General features: G+C 59.1%; 19 protein-coding genes and 1 tRNA gene. 11 read left to right on the top strand and 9 right to left on the bottom strand.

Annotated elements, in window-relative coordinates:
* The first annotated feature begins 60 nt into the window (after positions 1-60).
* The 4 genes from secDF to JZY08_RS06295 all read left to right on the top strand — a co-directional run bounded on the left by secDF (position 61) and on the right by JZY08_RS06295 (position 4,493).
* Positions 61-2,625: a protein translocase subunit SecDF gene (secDF, locus tag JZY08_RS06310; protein WP_082184685.1), complete on the top strand. Its 2,565-nt coding sequence runs from the start codon at positions 61-63 to the stop codon at positions 2,623-2,625.
* Positions 2,625-3,017, top strand: a complete 393-nt coding sequence (locus JZY08_RS06305; RefSeq protein WP_216331365.1) for an Mth938-like domain-containing protein — start codon at positions 2,625-2,627, stop codon at positions 3,015-3,017. The genes secDF and JZY08_RS06305 overlap by 1 nt, the downstream gene beginning before the upstream one ends.
* 23 nt (positions 3,018-3,040) lie before the next feature.
* The gene (locus JZY08_RS06300; protein WP_216331364.1) at positions 3,041-3,886 is read left to right on the top strand and encodes a phytoene/squalene synthase family protein; all 846 of its coding nucleotides are present in this window, start codon (positions 3,041-3,043) and stop codon (positions 3,884-3,886) included.
* A gap of 148 nt (positions 3,887-4,034) precedes the next feature.
* Positions 4,035-4,493 (top strand): hypothetical protein, encoded by a 459-nt coding sequence (locus tag JZY08_RS06295; RefSeq protein ID WP_216331363.1) that lies wholly within the window; start codon positions 4,035-4,037, stop codon positions 4,491-4,493.
* 18 nt (positions 4,494-4,511) lie between these two features.
* Here the strand turns inward: JZY08_RS06295 and JZY08_RS06290 are convergent, their stop codons facing one another.
* From JZY08_RS06290 to lipB, 3 genes are all read right to left on the bottom strand, one after another.
* The gene (locus tag JZY08_RS06290; protein ID WP_216331362.1) at positions 4,512-5,447 is read right to left on the bottom strand and encodes a DMT family transporter; all 936 of its coding nucleotides are present in this window, start codon (positions 5,445-5,447) and stop codon (positions 4,512-4,514) included.
* A 73-nt stretch (positions 5,448-5,520) separates the two neighbouring features.
* Positions 5,521-6,588 carry an NAD(P)-dependent alcohol dehydrogenase gene (locus JZY08_RS06285; protein ID WP_216331361.1) on the bottom strand — a complete coding sequence of 356 codons (1,068 nt, stop codon included), beginning with the start codon at positions 6,586-6,588 and terminating at the stop codon, positions 5,521-5,523.
* Between the two features lie 66 nt (positions 6,589-6,654).
* Positions 6,655-7,386, bottom strand: coding sequence for a lipoyl(octanoyl) transferase LipB (gene lipB / locus JZY08_RS06280; protein ID WP_216331360.1), 732 nt, complete (start codon positions 7,384-7,386; stop codon positions 6,655-6,657).
* Positions 7,387-7,575: 189 nt separating this feature from the next.
* Between lipB and JZY08_RS06275 the strand changes: the two genes are divergently transcribed.
* Together JZY08_RS06275 and JZY08_RS06265 are read left to right on the top strand one after the other, a co-directional pair.
* Positions 7,576-7,660: transfer RNA gene (locus JZY08_RS06275), tRNA-Leu, on the top strand.
* A gap of 574 nt (positions 7,661-8,234) precedes the next feature.
* Positions 8,235-8,660, top strand: coding sequence for a PAS domain-containing protein (locus JZY08_RS06265; protein ID WP_216331359.1), 426 nt, complete (start codon positions 8,235-8,237; stop codon positions 8,658-8,660).
* Between the two features lie 52 nt (positions 8,661-8,712).
* Here JZY08_RS06265 and JZY08_RS06260 read toward each other — a convergent pair whose 3' ends face one another.
* The gene (locus JZY08_RS06260; RefSeq protein ID WP_003495928.1) at positions 8,713-8,880 is read right to left on the bottom strand and encodes a Thivi_2564 family membrane protein; all 168 of its coding nucleotides are present in this window, start codon (positions 8,878-8,880) and stop codon (positions 8,713-8,715) included.
* Positions 8,881-9,001: 121 nt separating this feature from the next.
* Between JZY08_RS06260 and JZY08_RS06255 the strand changes: the two genes are divergently transcribed.
* Positions 9,002-9,430 carry an OsmC family protein gene (locus JZY08_RS06255; protein WP_216331358.1) on the top strand — a complete coding sequence of 143 codons (429 nt, stop codon included), beginning with the start codon at positions 9,002-9,004 and terminating at the stop codon, positions 9,428-9,430.
* 3 nt (positions 9,431-9,433) lie between these two features.
* On the opposite strand, the gene JZY08_RS06250 is transcribed toward JZY08_RS06255, so the two are convergent.
* Genes JZY08_RS06250 through JZY08_RS06240 form a run of 3 tightly spaced genes read right to left on the bottom strand, consistent with a single transcriptional unit; the run spans position 9,434 to position 12,566 of the window.
* Entirely contained in the window at positions 9,434-9,928 is a 495-nt protein-coding gene (locus JZY08_RS06250) for a peptide deformylase (protein ID WP_216331357.1), read from the bottom strand.
* A 17-nt stretch (positions 9,929-9,945) separates the two neighbouring features.
* Entirely contained in the window at positions 9,946-10,248 is a 303-nt protein-coding gene (locus JZY08_RS06245; protein WP_216331519.1) for a hypothetical protein, read from the bottom strand.
* Positions 10,248-12,566: an FdhF/YdeP family oxidoreductase gene (locus JZY08_RS06240; protein ID WP_216331356.1), complete on the bottom strand. Its 2,319-nt coding sequence runs from the start codon at positions 12,564-12,566 to the stop codon at positions 10,248-10,250. The genes JZY08_RS06245 and JZY08_RS06240 overlap by 1 nt, the downstream gene beginning before the upstream one ends.
* Before the next feature lie 393 nt (positions 12,567-12,959).
* Between JZY08_RS06240 and mgtE the strand changes: the two genes are divergently transcribed.
* Both mgtE and JZY08_RS06230 read left to right on the top strand, forming a co-directional pair.
* Positions 12,960-14,387, top strand: a complete 1,428-nt coding sequence (gene mgtE, locus JZY08_RS06235) for a magnesium transporter (protein WP_035223361.1) — start codon at positions 12,960-12,962, stop codon at positions 14,385-14,387.
* Positions 14,388-14,457: 70 nt separating this feature from the next.
* Positions 14,458-14,844, top strand: coding sequence for a MerR family DNA-binding transcriptional regulator (locus JZY08_RS06230; protein ID WP_003495942.1), 387 nt, complete (start codon positions 14,458-14,460; stop codon positions 14,842-14,844).
* Between the two features lie 177 nt (positions 14,845-15,021).
* Here the strand turns inward: JZY08_RS06230 and JZY08_RS06225 are convergent, their stop codons facing one another.
* Positions 15,022-15,987: a heparan-alpha-glucosaminide N-acetyltransferase gene (locus JZY08_RS06225; RefSeq protein ID WP_216331355.1), complete on the bottom strand. Its 966-nt coding sequence runs from the start codon at positions 15,985-15,987 to the stop codon at positions 15,022-15,024.
* 69 nt (positions 15,988-16,056) lie between these two features.
* A complete protein-coding gene (locus tag JZY08_RS06220) occupies positions 16,057-16,749 on the bottom strand; it encodes a DUF599 domain-containing protein (RefSeq protein ID WP_080836649.1) in 693 nt (230 codons plus the stop codon).
* A 504-nt stretch (positions 16,750-17,253) separates the two neighbouring features.
* Between JZY08_RS06220 and cobU the strand changes: the two genes are divergently transcribed.
* Together cobU and ccoN are read left to right on the top strand one after the other, a co-directional pair.
* Positions 17,254-17,775, top strand: coding sequence for a bifunctional adenosylcobinamide kinase/adenosylcobinamide-phosphate guanylyltransferase (gene cobU, locus JZY08_RS06215; protein ID WP_216331354.1), 522 nt, complete (start codon positions 17,254-17,256; stop codon positions 17,773-17,775).
* Between the two features lie 235 nt (positions 17,776-18,010).
* The gene (ccoN, locus tag JZY08_RS06210) at positions 18,011-19,657 is read left to right on the top strand and encodes a cytochrome-c oxidase, cbb3-type subunit I (RefSeq protein WP_216331353.1); all 1,647 of its coding nucleotides are present in this window, start codon (positions 18,011-18,013) and stop codon (positions 19,655-19,657) included.
* The last annotated feature ends 4 nt before the right edge of the window (positions 19,658-19,661 follow it).

Here is a 19,661-nt window from a genome sequence, read left to right as displayed (position 1 = left end):
CCGCTTCCGAATTTGACGGGTTGCGTCATCAGCGCAACCCCAACCCTGACCGAGATCGAAATGCTTCATTTTTCCCGTTGGAAAACAGTCTTCATCTGGCTGCTTGTGCTGGCAAGCGTCTTTATCGCGTCTCCCAACCTGTTTTCGGACAAACAGCTGGAGGGCATGCCTGCCTGGTACAAGGACAACAAGGTAACGCTCGGTCTCGACCTTCAGGGCGGCTCGCACATCATGCTCAAGATCGAGCGTTCCGACATTGTCAAGGAACGGCTTGAAACGATCGTCGGCGATGTGCGCACCCAGCTTCGCGACGCCAATATCCGCTATTCGGGGCTGACCGGCAACGGCCAGCTGATCCAGGTTCGCATCAGCGACCCGGCACAATACGAAGCCGCCAAGAACGCGCTTCGCGACCTGACGCAGCCGGTGTCCGCCGGAACGCTGGTCGGCGGTTCCATCACCGAAGTGACGATGAACGACGGCGGCGACAATCTGCTGCGGCTCAACCTCACGGATGAAGGCATCGATTACCGCCTGTCTTCGGCCGTGTCGCAGTCCATCGAAGTCGTGCGCCGCCGCGTTGACGAAGTGGGCACCACCGAGCCGCTCATCCAGCGTCAGGGTTCCGACCGCATCATCGTGCAGGTGCCTGGCCTTCAGGACCCACAGCGCCTGAAATCGCTCCTCAACCAGACGGCAAAGCTGTCCTTCCGCATGGTCGACACCACCATGCCGGTGCAGGAAGCCATGAACGGCCGTCCGCCCGCGACCTCTGAAGTTCTCTATTCGCAGGATGATCCGCCGGTTCCCTATCTGGTGGAACGCCGTGCGCTGGTTTCCGGCGACAATCTCGTCGACGCGCAGGCAAGCTTCAACCAGCAGACCAACGAACCGGTCGTTACCTTCCGCTTCGACAGCCGCGGCGCGCAGCGCTTTGCGCAGGCGACGCAGCAGAATGTCGGCAAGCCTTTTGCCATCGTGCTCGACAACCAGGTCATTTCCGCACCTGTTATCCGCGAGCCGATCATCGGCGGCTCGGGACAGATTTCCGGGAACTTCTCGGTTCAGGGCGCCAATGACCTTGCGGTGCTGCTGCGCGCGGGTGCGCTGCCGGCCACGCTGACCGTGGTCGAAGAACGCACCGTCGGTCCGAGCCTTGGTAACGACTCCATCACCGCCGGCCTGACGGCAAGCGCCATCGGCGCCGTCGGCGTCCTCATCTTCATGTTCGTCTTCTACGGCTTCTTCGGCCTGCTCGCGAATATCGCGCTCATCGTCAACGTCGTCATGCTGCTTGCGGTCCTCAGTGTGATCGGATCGACGCTGACCTTGCCCGGTATTGCCGGTATCGTCTTGACGATCGGCATGGCGGTGGATTCCAACGTTCTGATCTATGAGCGAATACGCGAAGAGGTGAAGAGCGGCAAACCGCTGATCCAGTCACTGGATAACGGCTTCACCCGCGCCTTTGCGACCATTGTCGACGCCAACCTGACGACACTGATCGTGGCGAGCGTGCTGTTCTACATGGGCACCGGTCCGGTCAAGGGCTTTGCCGTTACGCTCGCCGTCGGCATCATCACCACCGTCTTCACGGCTTATACGCTGACGGCGTGGATGTTCGGCTACTGGGTTCGCCGCAGCCGTCCGAAGCATCTGCCCAAGGGTGTGCGTACCGCCATGTTCGATGGCCGCGACATTCCCTTCATGCGCTATCGCCGCGTGGTGTTCATGATCACTGGCGTGATCATGCTCGCCTGTGTCGGCGGTTTCGTTGCCAAGGGCCTGAACCTCGGCATCGACTTCCAGGGCGGTTCGGTTATCGAAGTGCGCGCCAAGCAGGGTGAGGCCGATCTCGCCGATATTCGCGATCGTCTGAACCAGCTGAACCTCGGTGAAATCCAGGCGCAGAATTTCGGCACGCCGCAGGATGTTCTCATCCGCATTCAGGCGCAGGACGGCGGTGAAAATGCCGAGCAGTCCGCCATCACCATGGTGCGTGGCGAGCTTGAGGACAAATATGACTTCCGCCGCGTGGAAGTCGTCGGTCCTGCCGTTTCCGGTGACCTGACCTTCACCTCCACGATCGGCGTTGTGCTCGCCATGGCGGCGATTATGGTCTACATCTGGGTTCGCTTCGAGTGGCAGTTTGCACTCGGCGCGGTCATCTCGATGGTTCATGACGTGGTCTTCACCATCGGCCTCTTCGTCTTCCTGGATATAGAGTTCAACCTCACCAGTATCGCGGCGATCCTGACGATCATTGGTTATTCGCTGAACGACACCGTCGTCATCTATGACCGTGTCCGTGAAAATTTGAGGCGGTACAAAAAGATGCCGCTGTCGATGATCATCGATGCGTCGCTGAACCAGACCCTGTCGCGCACGATCCTGACTGGTCTGACTGTCCTTCTGGCGCTTCTGGCACTCTACCTCTTCGGTGGCGAGGTCATCCGTTCCTTCACCTTCGCTATGCTGTTCGGCGTCGGTATCGGCGTGTTCTCCTCGGTCTATATCGCGGCTCCGGTGCTGATCGCCTTCAAGCTGCGTCCTGATAGCAAGGATGCGGAAGACGAGAAGGATGAGAAGTCCGGTAACGCCATCGGCGGCAAGCCTGCCGTCTGATGGCCGGCGGGATTGAAATACGCCCGGCCCATTTTCCCGGCCGGGCGCCCATCGATGCCTATGGCAATGGCGGTTTCCGTTTTGCCGACATGTCGCATCGCGGTTCGCTTCTGCTTCTGCCTTCCGGCATTTACGGCTGGAGCCCGGTCGATGCGAAGGAATTCACGCTCGAGCATTTCGACAAGGTTCTGGCTGAAGCGCAGGATATCGAAGTGCTTCTGATCGGCACGGGCGATGGCATGCGGGTTTTGCCGAAAGAATTGCGCGCGGCCTTTAGGGATGCGGGCATTTCGGTTGATCCCATGAGCACAGGGGCTGCCGTGCGCACCTATAATATCATGCTTTCGGAATCGCGCGCCGTGGCTGCGGCGCTGATTGCCGTCGAAGGCTGACAGGACGTTTCGCGCGGGGAACCATGGCACCCACAGAAGATCTTGACGTCTGCCTCGCGACGCTGCGCGACACCGATCGCGACCGCTATCTCGCATGCCTTCTGTCGCCGGCCGACAAGCGTGCGTCTCTGGCTGCGCTCTATGCCTTCAACGCCGAAATCGCCCGCATCCGCGATTCCGTTCGCGATGCGCTGCCCGGCGAAGTGCGCATGCAATGGTGGCGCGATCTTCTTGACGGCAATCCGCATGGTGACAGCCAGTCTCATCCCGTTGCCGCCGCTCTTTTGGCCGCAATCGAGCAATATCGCCTGCCGCGGCCGGTGCTCTCCAATATGATCGAAGCGCGCATCTTCGATCTCTATGACGATCTGTTTGAGGATCGCAACGCGCTTGAAGGTTATGCCGGGGAAACCGCCTCCGCCCTCATTCAACTCGCGAGCCTTGTGCTTTCACCCGAAGATGCGTCTTCGAGCGCGGAGGCGGCGGGACATGCGGGGGTGGCGCAGGCCATGGCCGGCATCCTGCTCCTGATGCCGCTGCACCGGCGGCGCGGGCAGGTCTATATTCCCGCCGACATGCTGGCGGCTGCCGGGCTTGATCGGGAGACGTTTCTTGAAGGCCAGGACAGGCAACGCATCGGTATCGCCATCGAGATTTTCGCGGCGCATGCTTTGGACCATATTGAAAAGGCAAGACGCGTGAAGATTTCCAGAACTGTCTTTGCTGCCTATCTGCCCGTCGCTTTGTCAGGCCCGGTCATCCTCGCCGCCCGAAAGGCGGGAGCGGGCGTGTTCGAAGGCGAGTTGCAACTGTCGCAGCTACGCCGGCAATGGCTGCTGGCAAAGGCGTCTTTCCTCAAGCGTTTCTGATTCCCCAAGCCGCCCGCGATGCGAATGAATCGACGCCGATTTCAGGAAGCCACACTTCACGCAAGCCACGATCTTTATGAACCGAAACCGGGTTCGCATCGTTTCGATTCGCGAATCGTGATGTTTCGGTGCTGAGGGAGCGTCCCGGGTGAGTATTGCGATCTGGATTATCGTTTTCGTGCTGCTTTCGGTCTTTGCTGTTTATGCCTGGCGCATGACGCGGGCGACGGAAGAGGATAACAGCCATGATGTGGGACAGGCGATCATGGATTTCGCCCGCGCCTTTCCGAACGAGGCGATCAGAAGCCTGCATATGACGGTGGGTGGCGGTGCGGCCTTCGTGCGCCTTCACGACAACAAGGCAGGCTTCATGCGCAATATGGGGTCTCATTATGTGTGCATGATGATCGATCCCGAGCGGATAAGGGTCGAAAGTCTGGAAAGCGGCGACGGTTTCGTCGTGACCTTTTTCGACACGCCGAAATATAGCGGCTCATATCGCTTCAAATCGACCGGAGAGGCAGCGGAGGTCTCCCTCTGGCTGCTCGGCAGCCTCGTGGAGGCGCAGGACCATCACGACGAGGGACCGCTGCCCTCCGGCACCTGAAGGCGATCGGCGCAGCCGTCATTGCCCGTCGATTGGCAGTGCAGTCTGCGCCTGCTTGCGTTCCCGCCAGATGATGAACAGGCCGGATGCGACGATGATGAGAATGCCGAGCCATTTCGATGGCGTCGGGAAATCCGAAAACAGCGTGTAACCGAGAATCGTCGCCGAGATGATCTCGAAATACTGGAACGGCGCCAGCAGAGAGAGCGGCGCCATTCTGAAGGCCCGGACGATCAGGAGATGCATGTAGCCGGATATCGAACCCAGCAGGATGAGCAGGGTAAGGGCGAAACCGGATTGTGGAAGCGAGACGGCGAAATCCTTGTCGCCGAATGCATCACCGGCCAGAAGGGCCGCCCCCATGAACACCGTGCCGGCAATGCCGGACATTGTCTGCATGACGAGCGGGCTGTCGGCATCGCCGATGGCGCGGTTCAGGAACAGGTAGAGCGTGTAGAGAAAAGCGCAGGCGACCGGCAGGAGCGACGTCCAGCCGAAGATCTCAAAACTCGGCTGAATGACGATCAGCGCGCCGCCAAACCCCACCACAATCGCCGTCCAGCGTTTCCAGCCGACTTTTTCACCGAGGAAGAGGGCCGACATCATCGTCAGCATGAAGGGCTCGACGAAATAGATCGCAAAGACATCGGCGAGCGGCATGTATTTGACGGCGGCAAAGAACATCAGGCTGGCCGAGGCATGCAGCACGCCACGCAGGCAGTTCATCCACGGCCGCCTGGCGCTGAACAGCGCTTTCGGTGAGACCAGCACCAGCAGGGGCAGGGTGCACAGAAGCTGGAAAAAGAAGCGGTAGAAGGTCACCTGCGCCGGCGACATGCCGCCACTCACCGCCATATATTTGGCGATCGCATCCATGACCGGCAGCACGAACATGCAGCCCGCCATGATGGTCATGCCCTTGGCGACATCGTTGAAACCGGTCTGGCTGGTCATGGGTCGGGCTGCGCTTTCGACCAAAAGGTCCAACGAGGAAATGGGAGCGCCAGAAGACGCCCCCCTCGAAGGGTCAGGCGGCCTTCTGGCGCGGCAGGCTCTTCATATCAATGACGAAGCGATAACGCACATCGCTTTTTATCATGCGTTCATAAGCGTCGTTGATCTGATCGATGTCGATCATCTCGATTTCGGCGGCGATGCCTTTTTCGGCGCAGAAATCCAGCATTTCCTGGGTTTCGGGAATGCCGCCGATCATCGAACCGGCAAAGGTCTTGCGGCCGGGGATGAGGCTGAAGGCGTGGACGGAGAGCGGCTTTTCCGGAGCGCCCACCTGCACCAGCGCGCCATCGCGTTTCAGCAGCGCAAGATAGGCGTTGATGTCATGGTCGGCGGCAACCGCATCAATGATCAGATCGAGGCTCGCAGCCGCGCTCTTCATCTGCTCGGCATCACGGGAGATGATCACCTCGTGAGCGCCGAGCTTTTTCGCGTCTTCCGCCTTGCCGGGCGATGTCGTGATCATCACCACGGTCGCGCCCATGGCATTGGCTATCTTGACGGCCATATGGCCAAGGCCACCGAGGCCGACCACGCCGACACGCTTGCCGGGTCCTGCGTTCCAGTGGCGCAGCGGTGAATAGGTGGTGATACCCGCGCAGAGCAGGGGTGCTGCGGCGGCCGGATCGAGCCCTTCGGGAATGTTGAGGACATAGCGGTCATCGACGACGACATGGGCAGAATAACCGCCAAGCGTATGAGCGCCGCCGCCCATAGCCTTGTCGGGCGAATTATAGGTGCCGGTCATGCCGTTTTCGCAATATTGCTCCAGCCCCTCGGTGCAGCTTGCGCATTGCCGGCAGCTATCGACGATACAGCCGACACCGACCCGGTCACCCGCCTTGAATTTGGTGACGTGCGCGCCCACCCGGCCGACGCGGCCGATGATTTCGTGGCCGGGAACACAGGGGTAGAGGGAGCCCGGCCATTCGCTGCGGGCCGTGTGGATATCGGAGTGGCAGACGCCACAGAATTCGATCTCGATTTCGACATCGCGCGGGCCGGGATCGCGACGCTTGATGGTCGCGAGCTTCATCGGCGAAGAACCGTCATCGCAGGCATAGGCGGACGTTGTGAACATGGTCGTTCCTCCTCTTGTGGTGATCGATGCTGGAAACACCGGCCTGCGGCAAAGGTTGCAGTGGGATCAGCCGCCGGAGCCGGATTCGGGCACTGCCTCGCCAAACACCTCCTCGAAGGCTTCGCGCAGCAGAACGTCGACATCGCCGATCATAACCGGCAATCCGAGATCGACAAGGCTGGTGACGCCATAGGCGCTGATGCCGCAGGGAACAATGCCTGAAAAATGCGAGAGGTCGGGATCGACATTGATCGACAGCCCGTGGAAGCTCACCCATTTGCGCAGCCTGATGCCAAGCGCGGCGATCTTGTCCTCAGCCATGCTACCATCTGGCAGAAGAGGTTTCTCCGGCCGCCGGACCCAGACGCCAACACGATCTTCGCGCCGTTCGCCGCGCACATTCATCTTGTCGAGCGTGCGGATGATCACGTCTTCCAGCGCCGCCACATAGGCGCGGACATCCTGACGCCGGCGTTTCAGGTCCAGCATCACGTATACGACCCGCTGTCCCGGCCCGTGATAGGTATATTCGCCGCCACGGCCCGTGGCGAAGACGGGAAAACGATCCGGCTCTATGAGGTCGGCCACGTCGGCGCTGGTGCCGGCGGTGTAAAGTGGTGGATGTTCCAGAAGCCAGACGAGTTCATTCGCTTCGCCGCTGGCGATGGCGGCGACTTCCCGCTCCATTTCCTCAATTGCCTGCTCATAGGGGACGAAACCTTCCGAGATTCGCCAGCGAACGGGCGGGGAACCGGCGGCGGGCAACATATTTGTCTCGATATCGGTGCGTGTGAGCATGAAAAAGTCCTTTCCACAGCCTTCTCGCAAAATGATGACAAGGCGGCAACCCCAGCATTTCCGGGCTTCCTGCATATAGGATGGTGCGGTGCGATTTTTAATTTCAAAAAACTGTCACGACGCTCTTGTGCACCGAAAATCCTTTTGCTACATGCACCCCCGTCGGCGCAAGTCGACGCCTACCACGATGCGGTCGTGGCGGAATTGGTAGACGCGCAGCGTTGAGGTCGCTGTGGGGCAACCCGTGGAAGTTCGAGTCTTCTCGACCGCACCAAAGAAACCCGCTTCGGCGGGTTTTTTCTTTTTTAGCCAATCGGTTGGCAGTAAACTTCCCAGAACAAGAATTCCGTTGACGCCGACTATGCGTGCCGCATTTGTCTCTTTTATCCACAGGCGACTATGAGAGTTTGGGGCGGCAAATAATCGATTTGCCGCCGACCGGACGCGATGTTCTGACGGTCTAGCGTCGAATGATATTCGAGGCGGTGCCGTTGTCCTGATGGTTGCCGTCACCGACGCGATAAGGATCGCCATCCATGACCTGATCCATCCGCCATCCGCTTCCTCGATATGGACTTTCCCATGTCTGGCACCCAGCAAGAAAAACGGTCGCTGACAGCAGTCCAAGGGTAAGGGCGGTTCGCAGCATATTAGCCTCCTTCGAAATTTTAGCGCAAAGCTATGTAGGTGCAGGCAAACGGCTTTACGATATCTCTTCAGAATTTATCGCCGCCTGGAGGCCGTCATTCGGTCTCGGTTATCATCAAATTTCGGTGGATATCGATGCACGCTGTAGTAGGTGGGTGGTTACCCCCTACAAAAGCAAGGGGTGGAATATTAGAGGTCTGATGTTAGCTTTTGTCAGGAAAAAATGTCTGGGGGTTTTCGTGCAAGGGGACAAAACGGATTCAGACAATGCACTCGGCTATTACATGTGGAGCATTTCCGACAACAGGCTGATCATGGACGCGGTTACGGCGGAATGCCATGGATTTTCCGAAGCCGTGGCGTCACGCGGTGTGACGATCGAGGATGTTCTGGAAAGAATCGATGTCGAAATGCGTGATCAGGTGGCGCAGGCGATTTTCGACAGCATTACGACGGGTGTGTTCTTCGACCAGCGCTATAAGGTCAATCTGCCTGATGGTTCCGCCCGCTGGATCGTTGCGAAGGGCCGGGCAATCTTCGATGCGGAAAACACGCCGTTCCTCGGCATCGGCAGCGTTCGCGACATCACGCTTAAAAAAACCTATCAGTTCGAACCGCGCCAATAACGCAAAAAAAGGCGGCTTTCGCCGCCTTTTTTGTTCGCGCTTTGCCGGGACATCAGAAGACGGCGAGATATTTCAGAAGCGAAATAATACCGATGATGATGACGATGATCTGCGCGATCTGTTTCGCGCCACCGCCCACGGGCAGTCGTGCGATGAGCCACAAGACAAGCACGATCACCAGGAAGGTGATCAGAATGCTGACGAGCGTAGATGTAACCATATGTCCCAGCTCCCTGTAAAATAAAGGTTCAACGATCGTTCACCGTTGTGTGAGTAAAAAGCGCCAGATAGATTTTTGTTCCATGCGATCGGTTGCGTGCGATTAAATCAGGATTATTTGAATGGTCGAAGGCGCGAAGGTGAAGGTGAGACCCGTTGGTGCGACAGCGAGGGTCGGGCGGCTTGGTCGACCGGTGATTTCGACAAGGACCGGCGGCGCACTTGAGATCGCGACCGGCGTCTCGGAACCGGGCTTCAATCCGATCGATCTTCTTTATTCGTCGCTTGCCGCATGCCTGACGCTCAGTGCCCGGATCGCGGCGAGCCGTATGGGTCTGCTGGACCATTTCGAGGGCGTCACCGTTGATGTTTCCGGTGAAAAATCTGCAGAAGAACCCTATCGGATCATCCGTTTCGATATAAGGATCGAGATAACCGGGGATTTCGACGAGGCTACCCGCGCTGCGATCGCGCATTCGGCCGAGGATATCTGTACCGTCAGCAACACGCTGAAGGGCGAGGCGGAATTTGTGCTGTCGATTGCCGGCTGATCGTCACGGCTTTCGGGATTTTTCCCATTTCTTTACCAGCCGGTCGCGTTTGAGCTTCGACAGTCGCTTCAGCCAGAAGATGCCATCGAGCTGATCGATTTCGTGCTGGATGCAGATAGCGTGAAACCCCTCTGCGGCCTGGCGATGTTCCATGCCCGCAGCGTCCTGAAATCTCACTTCGATCTGCGATGGTCGCTCCACCTCCTCGGTGAAACCCGGCATCGAGACGCTGCCCTCCACATGCCGCATGGTCTTCGCGGACCGGCTGAGGATTTCAGGATTGATGTAGGTGAGGACGTTTCCCGGTGTCAGTTCGAGCACGAAGACGCGCTGCCTTACGCCAATATGGGCCGCGGTAATGCCGACGCCGGGGGCGGCGCGCATCGTGTCGATCAGGTCTGTGACCAGGTCCTGCAGATGATCGTCAAAAACAGTGACTGGCCCGCAAGTCTCGGAAAGGCCTGAATGAGGGTAGGGCAGGATCGGCCTGATTGCCAAGGAATGCTCCGTTCGTTTCAGTTTCGGGAGGGAGACGCGGCAAGCGCCTGTCCTTCCGCCGTCGCCTCCAGAAAGCTGCGCTGGGTGCGGGCGTCTCGTTTCGTCACCCGCACGAAGCGGGGCGTGAGCGCTGCGATTTCGCGCAGAACGAGAGCGTGCGCAAGCCCAAGCCGGTTCGCGATGCTGCGGCTGTCGGTGGCTATGTCTTGATGGATAGCCAGAAGGACCGCCGCACCCGTTGCGGTAATTGCCGAGGAGGCTTCTTGCTGGATCTGTTCCACAGCCGCCATGAAAGCGGTTGCGGATTGCTCTTCTTCCATCAAGAGGCGTTCGCCTTCACGGGGGCATCGGCAAGCAGGCGGACGGAGACGAGCACGGATTTCGATGTCGGCGTGAAGCTGCCATCACCATAGCTCGACAGCGGCACCAGCACGTTCAGTTCCGGATAATAGCCGCCGACGCTGCCACGTGGGATATTGTACGGCACGAGCCGGAAGTTTTCCGCGACGCGTTCCACGCCATCACCATATTCGCCGATGACATCGACACGCTGGCGGGAATGGGCGCCGAGCGCCTCCATATCCGCTGGGTTCATGAAGATGACGTGGCGCTCGCCATAGACGCCGCGATACCGGTCGTCCATGCCGTAAATCGTGGTGTTGTACTGATCGTGGCTGCGGAAGGTCTGCAGCACGAAAAGATTGTCGCGGCTGAGCGCCTGCTGGTGCTCTGTCTGTTCGGGAAGCGGGCCTGTGTAGAAGGTCGCCTTTTTCGCCGGCGTGTTCCACTGCCGTTCGGCCGCCGTGTTGCGCAGATGAAAACCGCGCGGCACGCGGACGCGCTCGTTGAAATTGTCGAAGCCGGGAATGACCCGCTCGATCATGTCGCGAATGAGATCGTAATCATCGGCGAGCGCTTTCCAGTCGACATGGGCATTGCCAAGGGTGGCTTCCGCTATACCGGCAACGATGGCGACTTCCGAGCGCAGTTCGTCCGAGGCCGGCGGGTTGATGCCGCCGGAACCATGCACCATGCTCATGGAATCCTCGACCGTAACGATCTGCGACCGGCCTGCTGAATTGCGATCGATTTCCGTTCGCCCGAGGCAGGGCAGCACGAACGAGGTTTCGCCCGGCACCAGATGCGAATGGTTGAGCTTGGTGGCGATATTGACCGTGAGTTTCTGCTTTTCGAAAGCCTTGATGATCAGCGGGCTGTCGGGCGTCGCCCGCAGGAAGTTGCCACCGAGCGCGATGAAGGTCTGAGCCTTGCCATCGAGCATGGCAGCGACAGCCTCCACGGTGTTGTGGCCGGGGTTGCGCGGCATGGAAACGCCGAGTTCCTTCTCCAGCGCGTCGAGAAGGGCCGGCGGCGCTTTCTCGTCGATGCCAACGGTGCGGTCGCCCTGCACGTTTGAATGGCCGCGAACGGGGCAAAGGCCGGCCCCCGGCCGGCCGATATTGCCGCGTAACAGCATGAAATTGGTGATTTCGCGAACGATGATGACGGAGTGCCGATGCTGTGTGACACCCATGGCCCATGTGGCGATGACCGAACCGGCGTTCATGTAGATGCCGGCGGCTTCTTCGATCTGGGCGCGCGTCAGGCCGGACTGGTCGAGAATGGTTTCCCAGTCGGTTGCCTCGACGGCGGCGCGATAGGCCTCGAATTCCACCGCGTGTTCGGCGAGGAAATCGTAATCGATGATGGCGGGTTCTCCCGCCGCCCTTGCGGCATCATCGGCGGCGAAGACCGCCTTGCTCATGCCGCGCACGGCGGCCATATCTCCGCCCTGCCGGGGCTGGTAATAATTGGTGGCGATCTTCGTATTGCCGCCGGTGATCATCTCGATCTTGTCCTGCGGATCGGCAAAGCGCTCCAGACCCTTTTCACGGATAGGATTAAGGACGGCGATCTTGGCGCCGCGAAGGGCGGCGCGGCGCAGGTCGCCCAGCATGCGGGGATGGTTGGTGCCGGGGTTCTGGCCGATCACGAAAATCGCATCCGCCTGTTCGAAATCCTCCAGCAGAACCGTGCCCTTGCCGACGCCGATCGACGCTTTCAGGCCGACGCCGCTTGCCTCGTGGCACATGTTGGAACAGTCGGGGAAATTATTGGTGCCGTAGAGCCGTACCATCAACTGATAGATGAACGCTGCCTCGTTGGAGGCGCGGCCGGAGGTGTAGAATTCCGCCCGGTCCGGGCTGTCGAGGCTGTTCAGGATCCTGCCGATTTCGGCAAAGGCATCGTCCCAGGATACGGGAAGATATTTGTCGGTCGCCCGGTCGTAGCGCATGGGGTGGGTGAGACGGCCCTGTTTTTCCAGATCGTAGTCGGACCAGCCGCGCAGTTCGGATAGGCTATGGGCGGCAAAGAAATCCGGCGGCACGCGGGCCTCCGTCGCCTCCCACGCGACTGCCTTGACGCCATTTTCGCAGAATTCGAAGGAGGAGCCGTGTTCGGGATCGCCCCAGGCGCAGCCGGGACAGTCGAAACCATCCGGCTGGTTCGTCTTCAGCAGCGTGCGTGCGCCGGAAATCGGCGCGCCTGTTTCCAGAAGCCGTTTGCCGACGCTTTTAAGCGCACCCCAGCCACCTGCGGCAGACGATGCCTTGCCGATGAAATCCGTCTTGCTCATTGCTTTGGCTTTCCCGAAATCGCGTTCGCGGCCGCGTGGTCGCTGCGGCCGATCCTATGTAAAAAAGCTGTTTCAGAATCGCCTATGGACGACATATGTCAATCTCTATCTTGCTGCTGCCGGGAACGGTAAGAGGTCTCTTCCGGCTATCTCCGTGGAACGGCAGGGGTGTGCAGCGCGTTGAGAGAATTGCGGCGTCATGCACGTCTGGCGCGCCATCGAGTAGTGTTGCGTCCTTAAATCGCGGTCTTGCAAAGCGGCGGTTCATGACATTTGCGTCGCAGTCGGGAGGCTTGTTGTTTTCCGCCTATCCGGTTGTTGACAATATACTTTTTAACGCCATTCTGCCTGCGCATTCGTGCACTGCGGCATTTGAATACAAGAGGACGCCAGATGACAGACCGTGACGACGATCTTGTCGCGCCCGAAGAGTTGAGGCCGGCAGAGGCACTTTCCGATATCTACGCCGAAGACGGGTCTGTCCGTTCGGATTTTCTGGCGATGGTAGGGGCGGCAATTGCCGACCGTGACCTGCTGTTCCTGCGCAAGAATGTGGCGCGGCTGCACGAGTCGGAACTTGGCGACGTGCTCGAATCCATCCTGCCGGAACAACGCCATGCGCTGGTGCGGCTGCTTGGCTCCGATTTCGACATGACGGCGCTGACCGAGGTGGATGAGGGTATCCGTCTCGATATCGTCGACCAGATGTCGAATGAGCAGATCGCCGCCGGTATCGGCGAGCTGGATTCGGACGACGCGGTCTATATTCTCGAAGACCTAGACGACGAGGACCGCGAAGACATTCTCTCGCAGCTACCGTTCACCGAACGGGTGCGGTTGATGCGGGCGCTGGATTATCCGGAAAGCTCGGCCGGACGCCGCATGCAGACGGAATTCGTCGCCGTTCCGCCGTTCTGGACCGTGGGGCAGACCATCGACTATCTGCGCGAAGAGGAGGAACTGCCCGACTCCTTCACGCAAATATTCGTCATCGACCCCACCTTCAAGCTGGTGGGCGCACTCGATCTCGACAAGGTGCTGCGCGCCAAGCGTCAGGTGAAGATCGAAACGATCATGCATGAGACGAACCACTCCATTCCTGCCGAAATGGACCAGGAAGAGGCGGCGCAGCTTTTCGAGCAATACGACCTTCTTTCCGCAGCCGTGGTTGACAATAACGGCCGGCTGGTCGGTGTGCTCACCATCGATGACGTGGTCGACGTTATCCAGGAAGAGGCCGAGGAGGACTTGCTTCGCCTTGGGGGTGTGGGGGACGAAGAACTGTCGGACAGTATCGCCAGCACGTCGCGCTCGCGCGTGCCATGGCTTGCCGTCAACCTCATCACCGCATTTCTGTCCGCCTCGGTCATCAGCCTGTTTGATGCGACCATCCAGCAGATTGTCGCGCTGGCGATTTTGATGCCGGCGGTCGCGGGCATGGGTGGCAATGCCGGATCGCAGACCATGACCGTATCCGTGCGGGCACTGGCGACCAAGAGCCTCGATATCCACAACGCAGCCCGTATCATCCGGCGTGAGGCGGGTGTCGGCATCCTGAATGGCATGCTGTTCGGCTGCGCCATCGGCGTTGTTGCCGGCATCTGGTTTCAGGATGTCCACATCGGCGGCATTATCGCCACCGCCATGTGTCTCAACATGCTGGCGGCGGCGCTGGCAGGCATTCTCATCCCGCTCGTTCTCGACAAGTTCGGGGCGGACCCGGCCGTTTCTTCGGCGGTCTTCGTCACGGCCGTAACGGATATTGTCGGCTTTTTCGCTTTTCTGGGTATTGCGACCTGGTGGTATGGTATTTCCGGTTAGGCGCGGCGGGAAAAATTGACTTTTACGTGAAGGTCAAATAATATTATCCGGTTATGAATCGGATAGGCCCTTGGACAAGTATTATAGCATAACCGAACTGACACGCGAATTCGGTGTTTCCACTCGCACCTTGCGATTTTACGAGGACGAGGGGCTGATTCACCCTGAGCGTCGCGGGCGCACGAGGCTTTTCAGGGCCGCGGACCGGCGTCTCATTCAGGAAATCCTGCGCGGTCGCCGTATCGGTTTCACGATTTCTGAAATCCGCGAGATTATTCACGTTTACAAGGAACCCCCAGGCGAATCGGGCCAGCTGGTGCTTCTGATGAAGAAGGTCGATGAAAAGCGTGCCGATCTCCGGCAGAAACGCAAGGATATCGAGGAGACGCTGGCCGAACTCGACAATGTCGAGGAGGCCTGTCTGACCCGGCTTGCCGAAATCGGCGTCGGGACTTGAACGAGGGCCTTGGCTGTCGCGCTTAAGGCGCGCTTTTAGAGGTCGATACCTCTCCTTCGTCACCCTCGGGCTTGACCCGAGGGTGCACAGCGACGTCGATAGATCCTCGGGTCAGGCCCGAGGATGACGTCGAGTGTAGGACAACACGCTGTTCCTCTATGAACCGGCAACTTTTCCCTACTGCGCCTCAACCGTGCACTGCTGCGCCACTTCGCCAACTTTGGTCTGCTGATCGGCGCTGAGCTTGCCTTCCATCATCGTATCGAACAGATTTTCCGCCTGCAGCTTTTCCAGCGTGCAGCCGCAGAAACGCTGGCACAATTCCAGCCCGTTCGGCTGTTCGACGCAGCTTTTTTCGCAGCTCGATTTGTAAAGCTCGACCTGATCGACCGGTGGGGGCGGGGCCACCTGCGACAGGACGTAGACAAGGCCGATCAGCACCGGCTGATGAATGAGGTAGAAGGCGAGGCTGTGACGGCCGGCGCTCGCTATCAGGTTGCGCGGCGAGCTCGGACTGCGAAAACGGTCCAGCCAGTCGCGTGGTGTGACGAATTGCGAAACCGCGAGCCCGGCAAGAAAGGGTGCAAGCCACGGCAGGAGCGGCACATAGTCGTTCGAACGCGGCGGCATGGTGGAAAAGCCGATCCAGGCCAGCCACTTGCTATTGAACAGGTCGGATTGAACATAGTGCGGCAGCGCAAAGGCAATCACTGCGAAAAGCAGCGTTACGGGCGCGGGCGCGCGCAGGAACAGCAGGCCCACGAGGCTTGCGGTGGCGATATTGTGCAGGATGCCGAAAAAGATGAAGCTGTCCGGAAAGGCGAAATACGTGGCTATGGTGATGAGCAGCGCCGAGCCGGCCACCATCGCAAAACGCTTGCCGAAGGACGGCCAGTTCAAGCCTTTGCCATGGGCGAGAAACAGGCTGAAACCGGCCAGAAACAGGAACGAGCTTGCAATGCCGCGCGCATAGAGCTTCCAGAGGCCCGTGGTTGCCGTGCCGGGTTCGAGATAGCGGAAATATTCAAGGTTCCACGTGAAGTGGTAGGATGCCATGGCGATGAGCGCCAACCCGCGCAATGTATCGAGACCGCCGATGCGGCCTTTGCGGCGGTTTTCGTTTGCGGCTGTGTCTGTGTCCATGGTTTCCGCTTTTTCAGCTTTTAGGAGGGCCAATATTCACTCGGGCTTGGCCCTTGAAGTGCGGCTATTTCAAGGCCTGTTCTCTTCCATGATGGCGCGCCGCGCCTCGGAAAAGAACTGGCGGCGCAACAGCGCCACGATGATGGTGACGGTGCTGGCGATGAAGACATAGGGGCTGATGAACCAGCCGAGATAACCGATGGACAGAAAGATGGTGCGCAGGCCGTCATTGAAATTCTTAGCAGCGATGATGTTCATCTTTATGACGTTTTCGGCCGCTCTCTCCGCCGCCTCGCGGTCCGAGTTAACGTCGTGGACCATGGGAATGGCGCCGAACAGGATCGTGCAATAGTTGAACAGGCGGTAGGACCAGCCGAATTTGAAGAAGGAATAACCGAAAAGGCAGGTGAGCCCGATGACCTTCAGCTCGAAGGCCGTGCGTCCGGCATAGTGTACGAAAGGCATGTCGCGAAACACCGATTCGACCTGCTCGGTCGCGCCCAGAAGCGCAAAACAGCCGCCGATGGCGAAGATGGAGGTGGAGGCGAAAAAGGCGGTGCCGTTCTGAAGGCCGGCCATGATCTGCGTGTCGATCATCTTCAGGTCGCGCTTGAGCGAATTCATGATCCACTCGCGCCGGCGCTCGGCCATGGCCTGATTGAGGCTGGTTCGCGAAAACAGCGTCCTGCCTGTCGTGACATGCGTGTAGGCAGCCCATAACACGATGAAAACGACGATCGATATATAGTCCATGATGGTCATCACGGGCAGGCCACCTTGCTGTTTGCGAATCTTCGAAAGCATATTGATTTGAAGGCCATGCCAAGGCAATGGCAGCGGCCTCCGTCAGCCGATATTCTGCCGCGGCGTTGCAGCCTGATCATTTTATTTTCTGCTAACGTTCCGGTAACCAAGTGGCTTTATCAATCCTCTCGCGGACAGCAGGTCTGCCGGTTCCGGGTAAGGTTTTGCGTACCGGTTCCGCTTTGATTTTCCGGCCATATCGCGTGCCGATTGACAGGGCCGCCTTTCGCACCTAGCCTTTTATCAGGACCGGTGTTTCCGGCGCCCGGAGTTGCCAGGACTTTGATATGATCCGCATCCTGCGGACAGGTTTTGATCTCTCCGGCCCGGTATCAGCGGCAGTCCGGCATGAGCAACCGGGGGACGCCTTTTTCTACGAATCGTTCCCTTCATGTCCGCCTGTCCCTGGCTTGCGACATCGCAAAGATACCGGTCCGCTCCATTCTCTCTTTCAGGTTTCCCATGACAGATAAAAACTGCTCCGTTTTCATTCTTGGCGGTGCGCGCTCGGGCAAGTCCCGTTTCGCCGAAGAGCTTGCGGGGAATGCCGGCGGCCATCTGCATTATCTGGCCACCGGCCGGGCATGGGACGATGAAATGCGCGATCGCATCGATCACCATCAGGCGCGGCGCGGCGGGGAATGGACAACCCATGAGGCGCCCGTGGATATCGCCGCCGTGCTTGCCCGACTTGACGGGCCGGACAATGTCATCCTCATCGACTGCCTGACATTGTGGCTCACCAATCTGATGATGGAAAATGCCGATATTGAGGTCGGTTTTGCCGCGCTTGAGGCGGCGATCACATCCACCAGGGCGAAACTCATTCTCGTCTCCAACGAGGTCGGTCTCGGCATCGTGCCGGAGAACCGCATGGCGCGGGAATTTCGCGATCATGCGGGGCGGCTGCACCAGCGCGTCGCCGCCATTGCCGGCGAGGTCTATTTCGTCGCTGCGGGTCTGCCATTGAAAATGAAGGGCTGATGCCGCCCGCCTCTTAAGCCGGAACCGTTTCGAAACCCGGCCATTTTGTTCTGACATCGTTTGTGCATGAACGCAGCGTTTTTCTCCGCTGCGACAGCTTTGCTTTCTTGATCTGAATCAAGGTGGCTTCCCCACGCCGGTGGCAATGCTCCAACCGACGCAAAGGCCCGTTTCCGCTTAGTCAAGCGCGCGCCGTGCCTTTCGTCGGTCGCTTGCACGTTGGGGGAAACCAACAATGAATTACACGTTAGAAACCGCGATCGTGGCGCTCGGCGCCTTTCTCGCGTTGCTCGGGGCAGCCTTTGCCCATGACAGTCTTTTCGCCGCCCATATGTGGGTGCTGTTCTTTACGCTTCTGGTCAGCACGGTGCTTCTGCTGCGCCGCGTGTCCTTCGCGCCTGTCGATCAGGCTGCGCGCGCGCGCCTCAAATCGCAATATTTCGACGAGGTGGTGAAATACGGCGTCATCGCCACCGTGTTCTGGGGTGTCGTCGGTTTTCTGGTTGGTGTCGTCGTGGCGCTTCAGCTCGCCTTTCCCGATCTCAACATCGCACCCTATTTCAATTTCGGCCGCGTAAGGCCGCTGCACACCTCTGCGGTGATCTTCGCTTTCGGGGGAAATGCGCTGATCGCCACATCCTTCTATGTGGTGCAGAGAACCTGTCGCGCCCGCCTGTTCGGCGGCAATCTCGGCTGGTTCGTGTTCTGGGGCTACAATCTTTTCATCATCATGGCCGCCACCGGCTATCTCCTGGGCATTACGCAGGGCCGTGAATATGCCGAGCCGGAATGGTATGTGGATATCTGGTTGACCATCGTCTGGGTCGCCTATCTCGTCACCTTCCTCGGCACGATCCTGACGCGCAAGGAGCCGCATATCTATGTGGCGAACTGGTTCTATCTGAGCTTCATCGTCACCATCGCCATGCTGCACATCGTCAACAATCTGGCGATTCCGGTTTCCTTCCTCGGCGTCAAGAGCTACTCGGCCTTCTCGGGCGTGCAGGATGCGCTGACGCAATGGTGGTATGGCCATAACGCCGTCGGTTTCTTCCTCACCGCTGGCTTCCTCGGCATGATGTATTATTTCATCCCGAAGCAGGTGAACCGTCCGGTCTATTCCTACCGTCTGTCGATCATCCACTTCTGGGCGCTGATCTTCATGTATATCTGGGCCGGTCCGCACCACCTGCACTATACGGCGCTGCCGGACTGGGCGCAGACGCTCGGCATGGTGTTTTCGATCATGCTGTGGATGCCGTCCTGGGGCGGGATGATCAACGGCCTGATGACGCTTTCTGGCGCCTGGGACAAGATCCGCACCGATCCCATCGTGCGCATGATGGTGATGGCGGTTGCCTTTTACGGCATGGCGACCTTCGAGGGGCCGATGATGTCGATCAAGGCCGTCAACTCGCTCAGCCACTATACCGACTGGACCATCGGCCATGTGCATTCGGGCGCTCTCGGCTGGAACGGCATGATCACCTTCGGCGCGATCTATTACCTGACGCCGAAACTCTGGGGCAGGGAGCGTCTTTACAGTCTGCAACTCGTCAACTGGCACTTCTGGCTCGCCACGCTCGGCATCGTCATTTACGCCGCCGTCATGTGGGTGGCCGGCATCCAGCAGGCGCTGATGTGGCGCGAATATGATAGCCAGGGCTTCCTCGTTTATTCCTTCGCGGAATCGGTCGCGGCGCTGTTCCCCTATTACGTGATGCGCGCATTGGGCGGTCTGATGTTCCTCAGCGGCGCGCTCATCATGGCCTACAACGTCACGATGACCATTCTCGGTCATCAACGCGACGAAGGTATCCACACGGATGCCGAGGCTTCGGCGCAGCCCGCCGAAACCCGTTCGCTACAGCCCGCTGAATAAGGAG

This window comes from Rhizobium sp. X9 (genome assembly GCF_018873185.1).
GTDB lineage: Bacteria > Pseudomonadota > Alphaproteobacteria > Rhizobiales > Rhizobiaceae > Agrobacterium > Agrobacterium oryzihabitans.
This window is presented reverse-complemented; position numbering and strand designations above follow the sequence as displayed.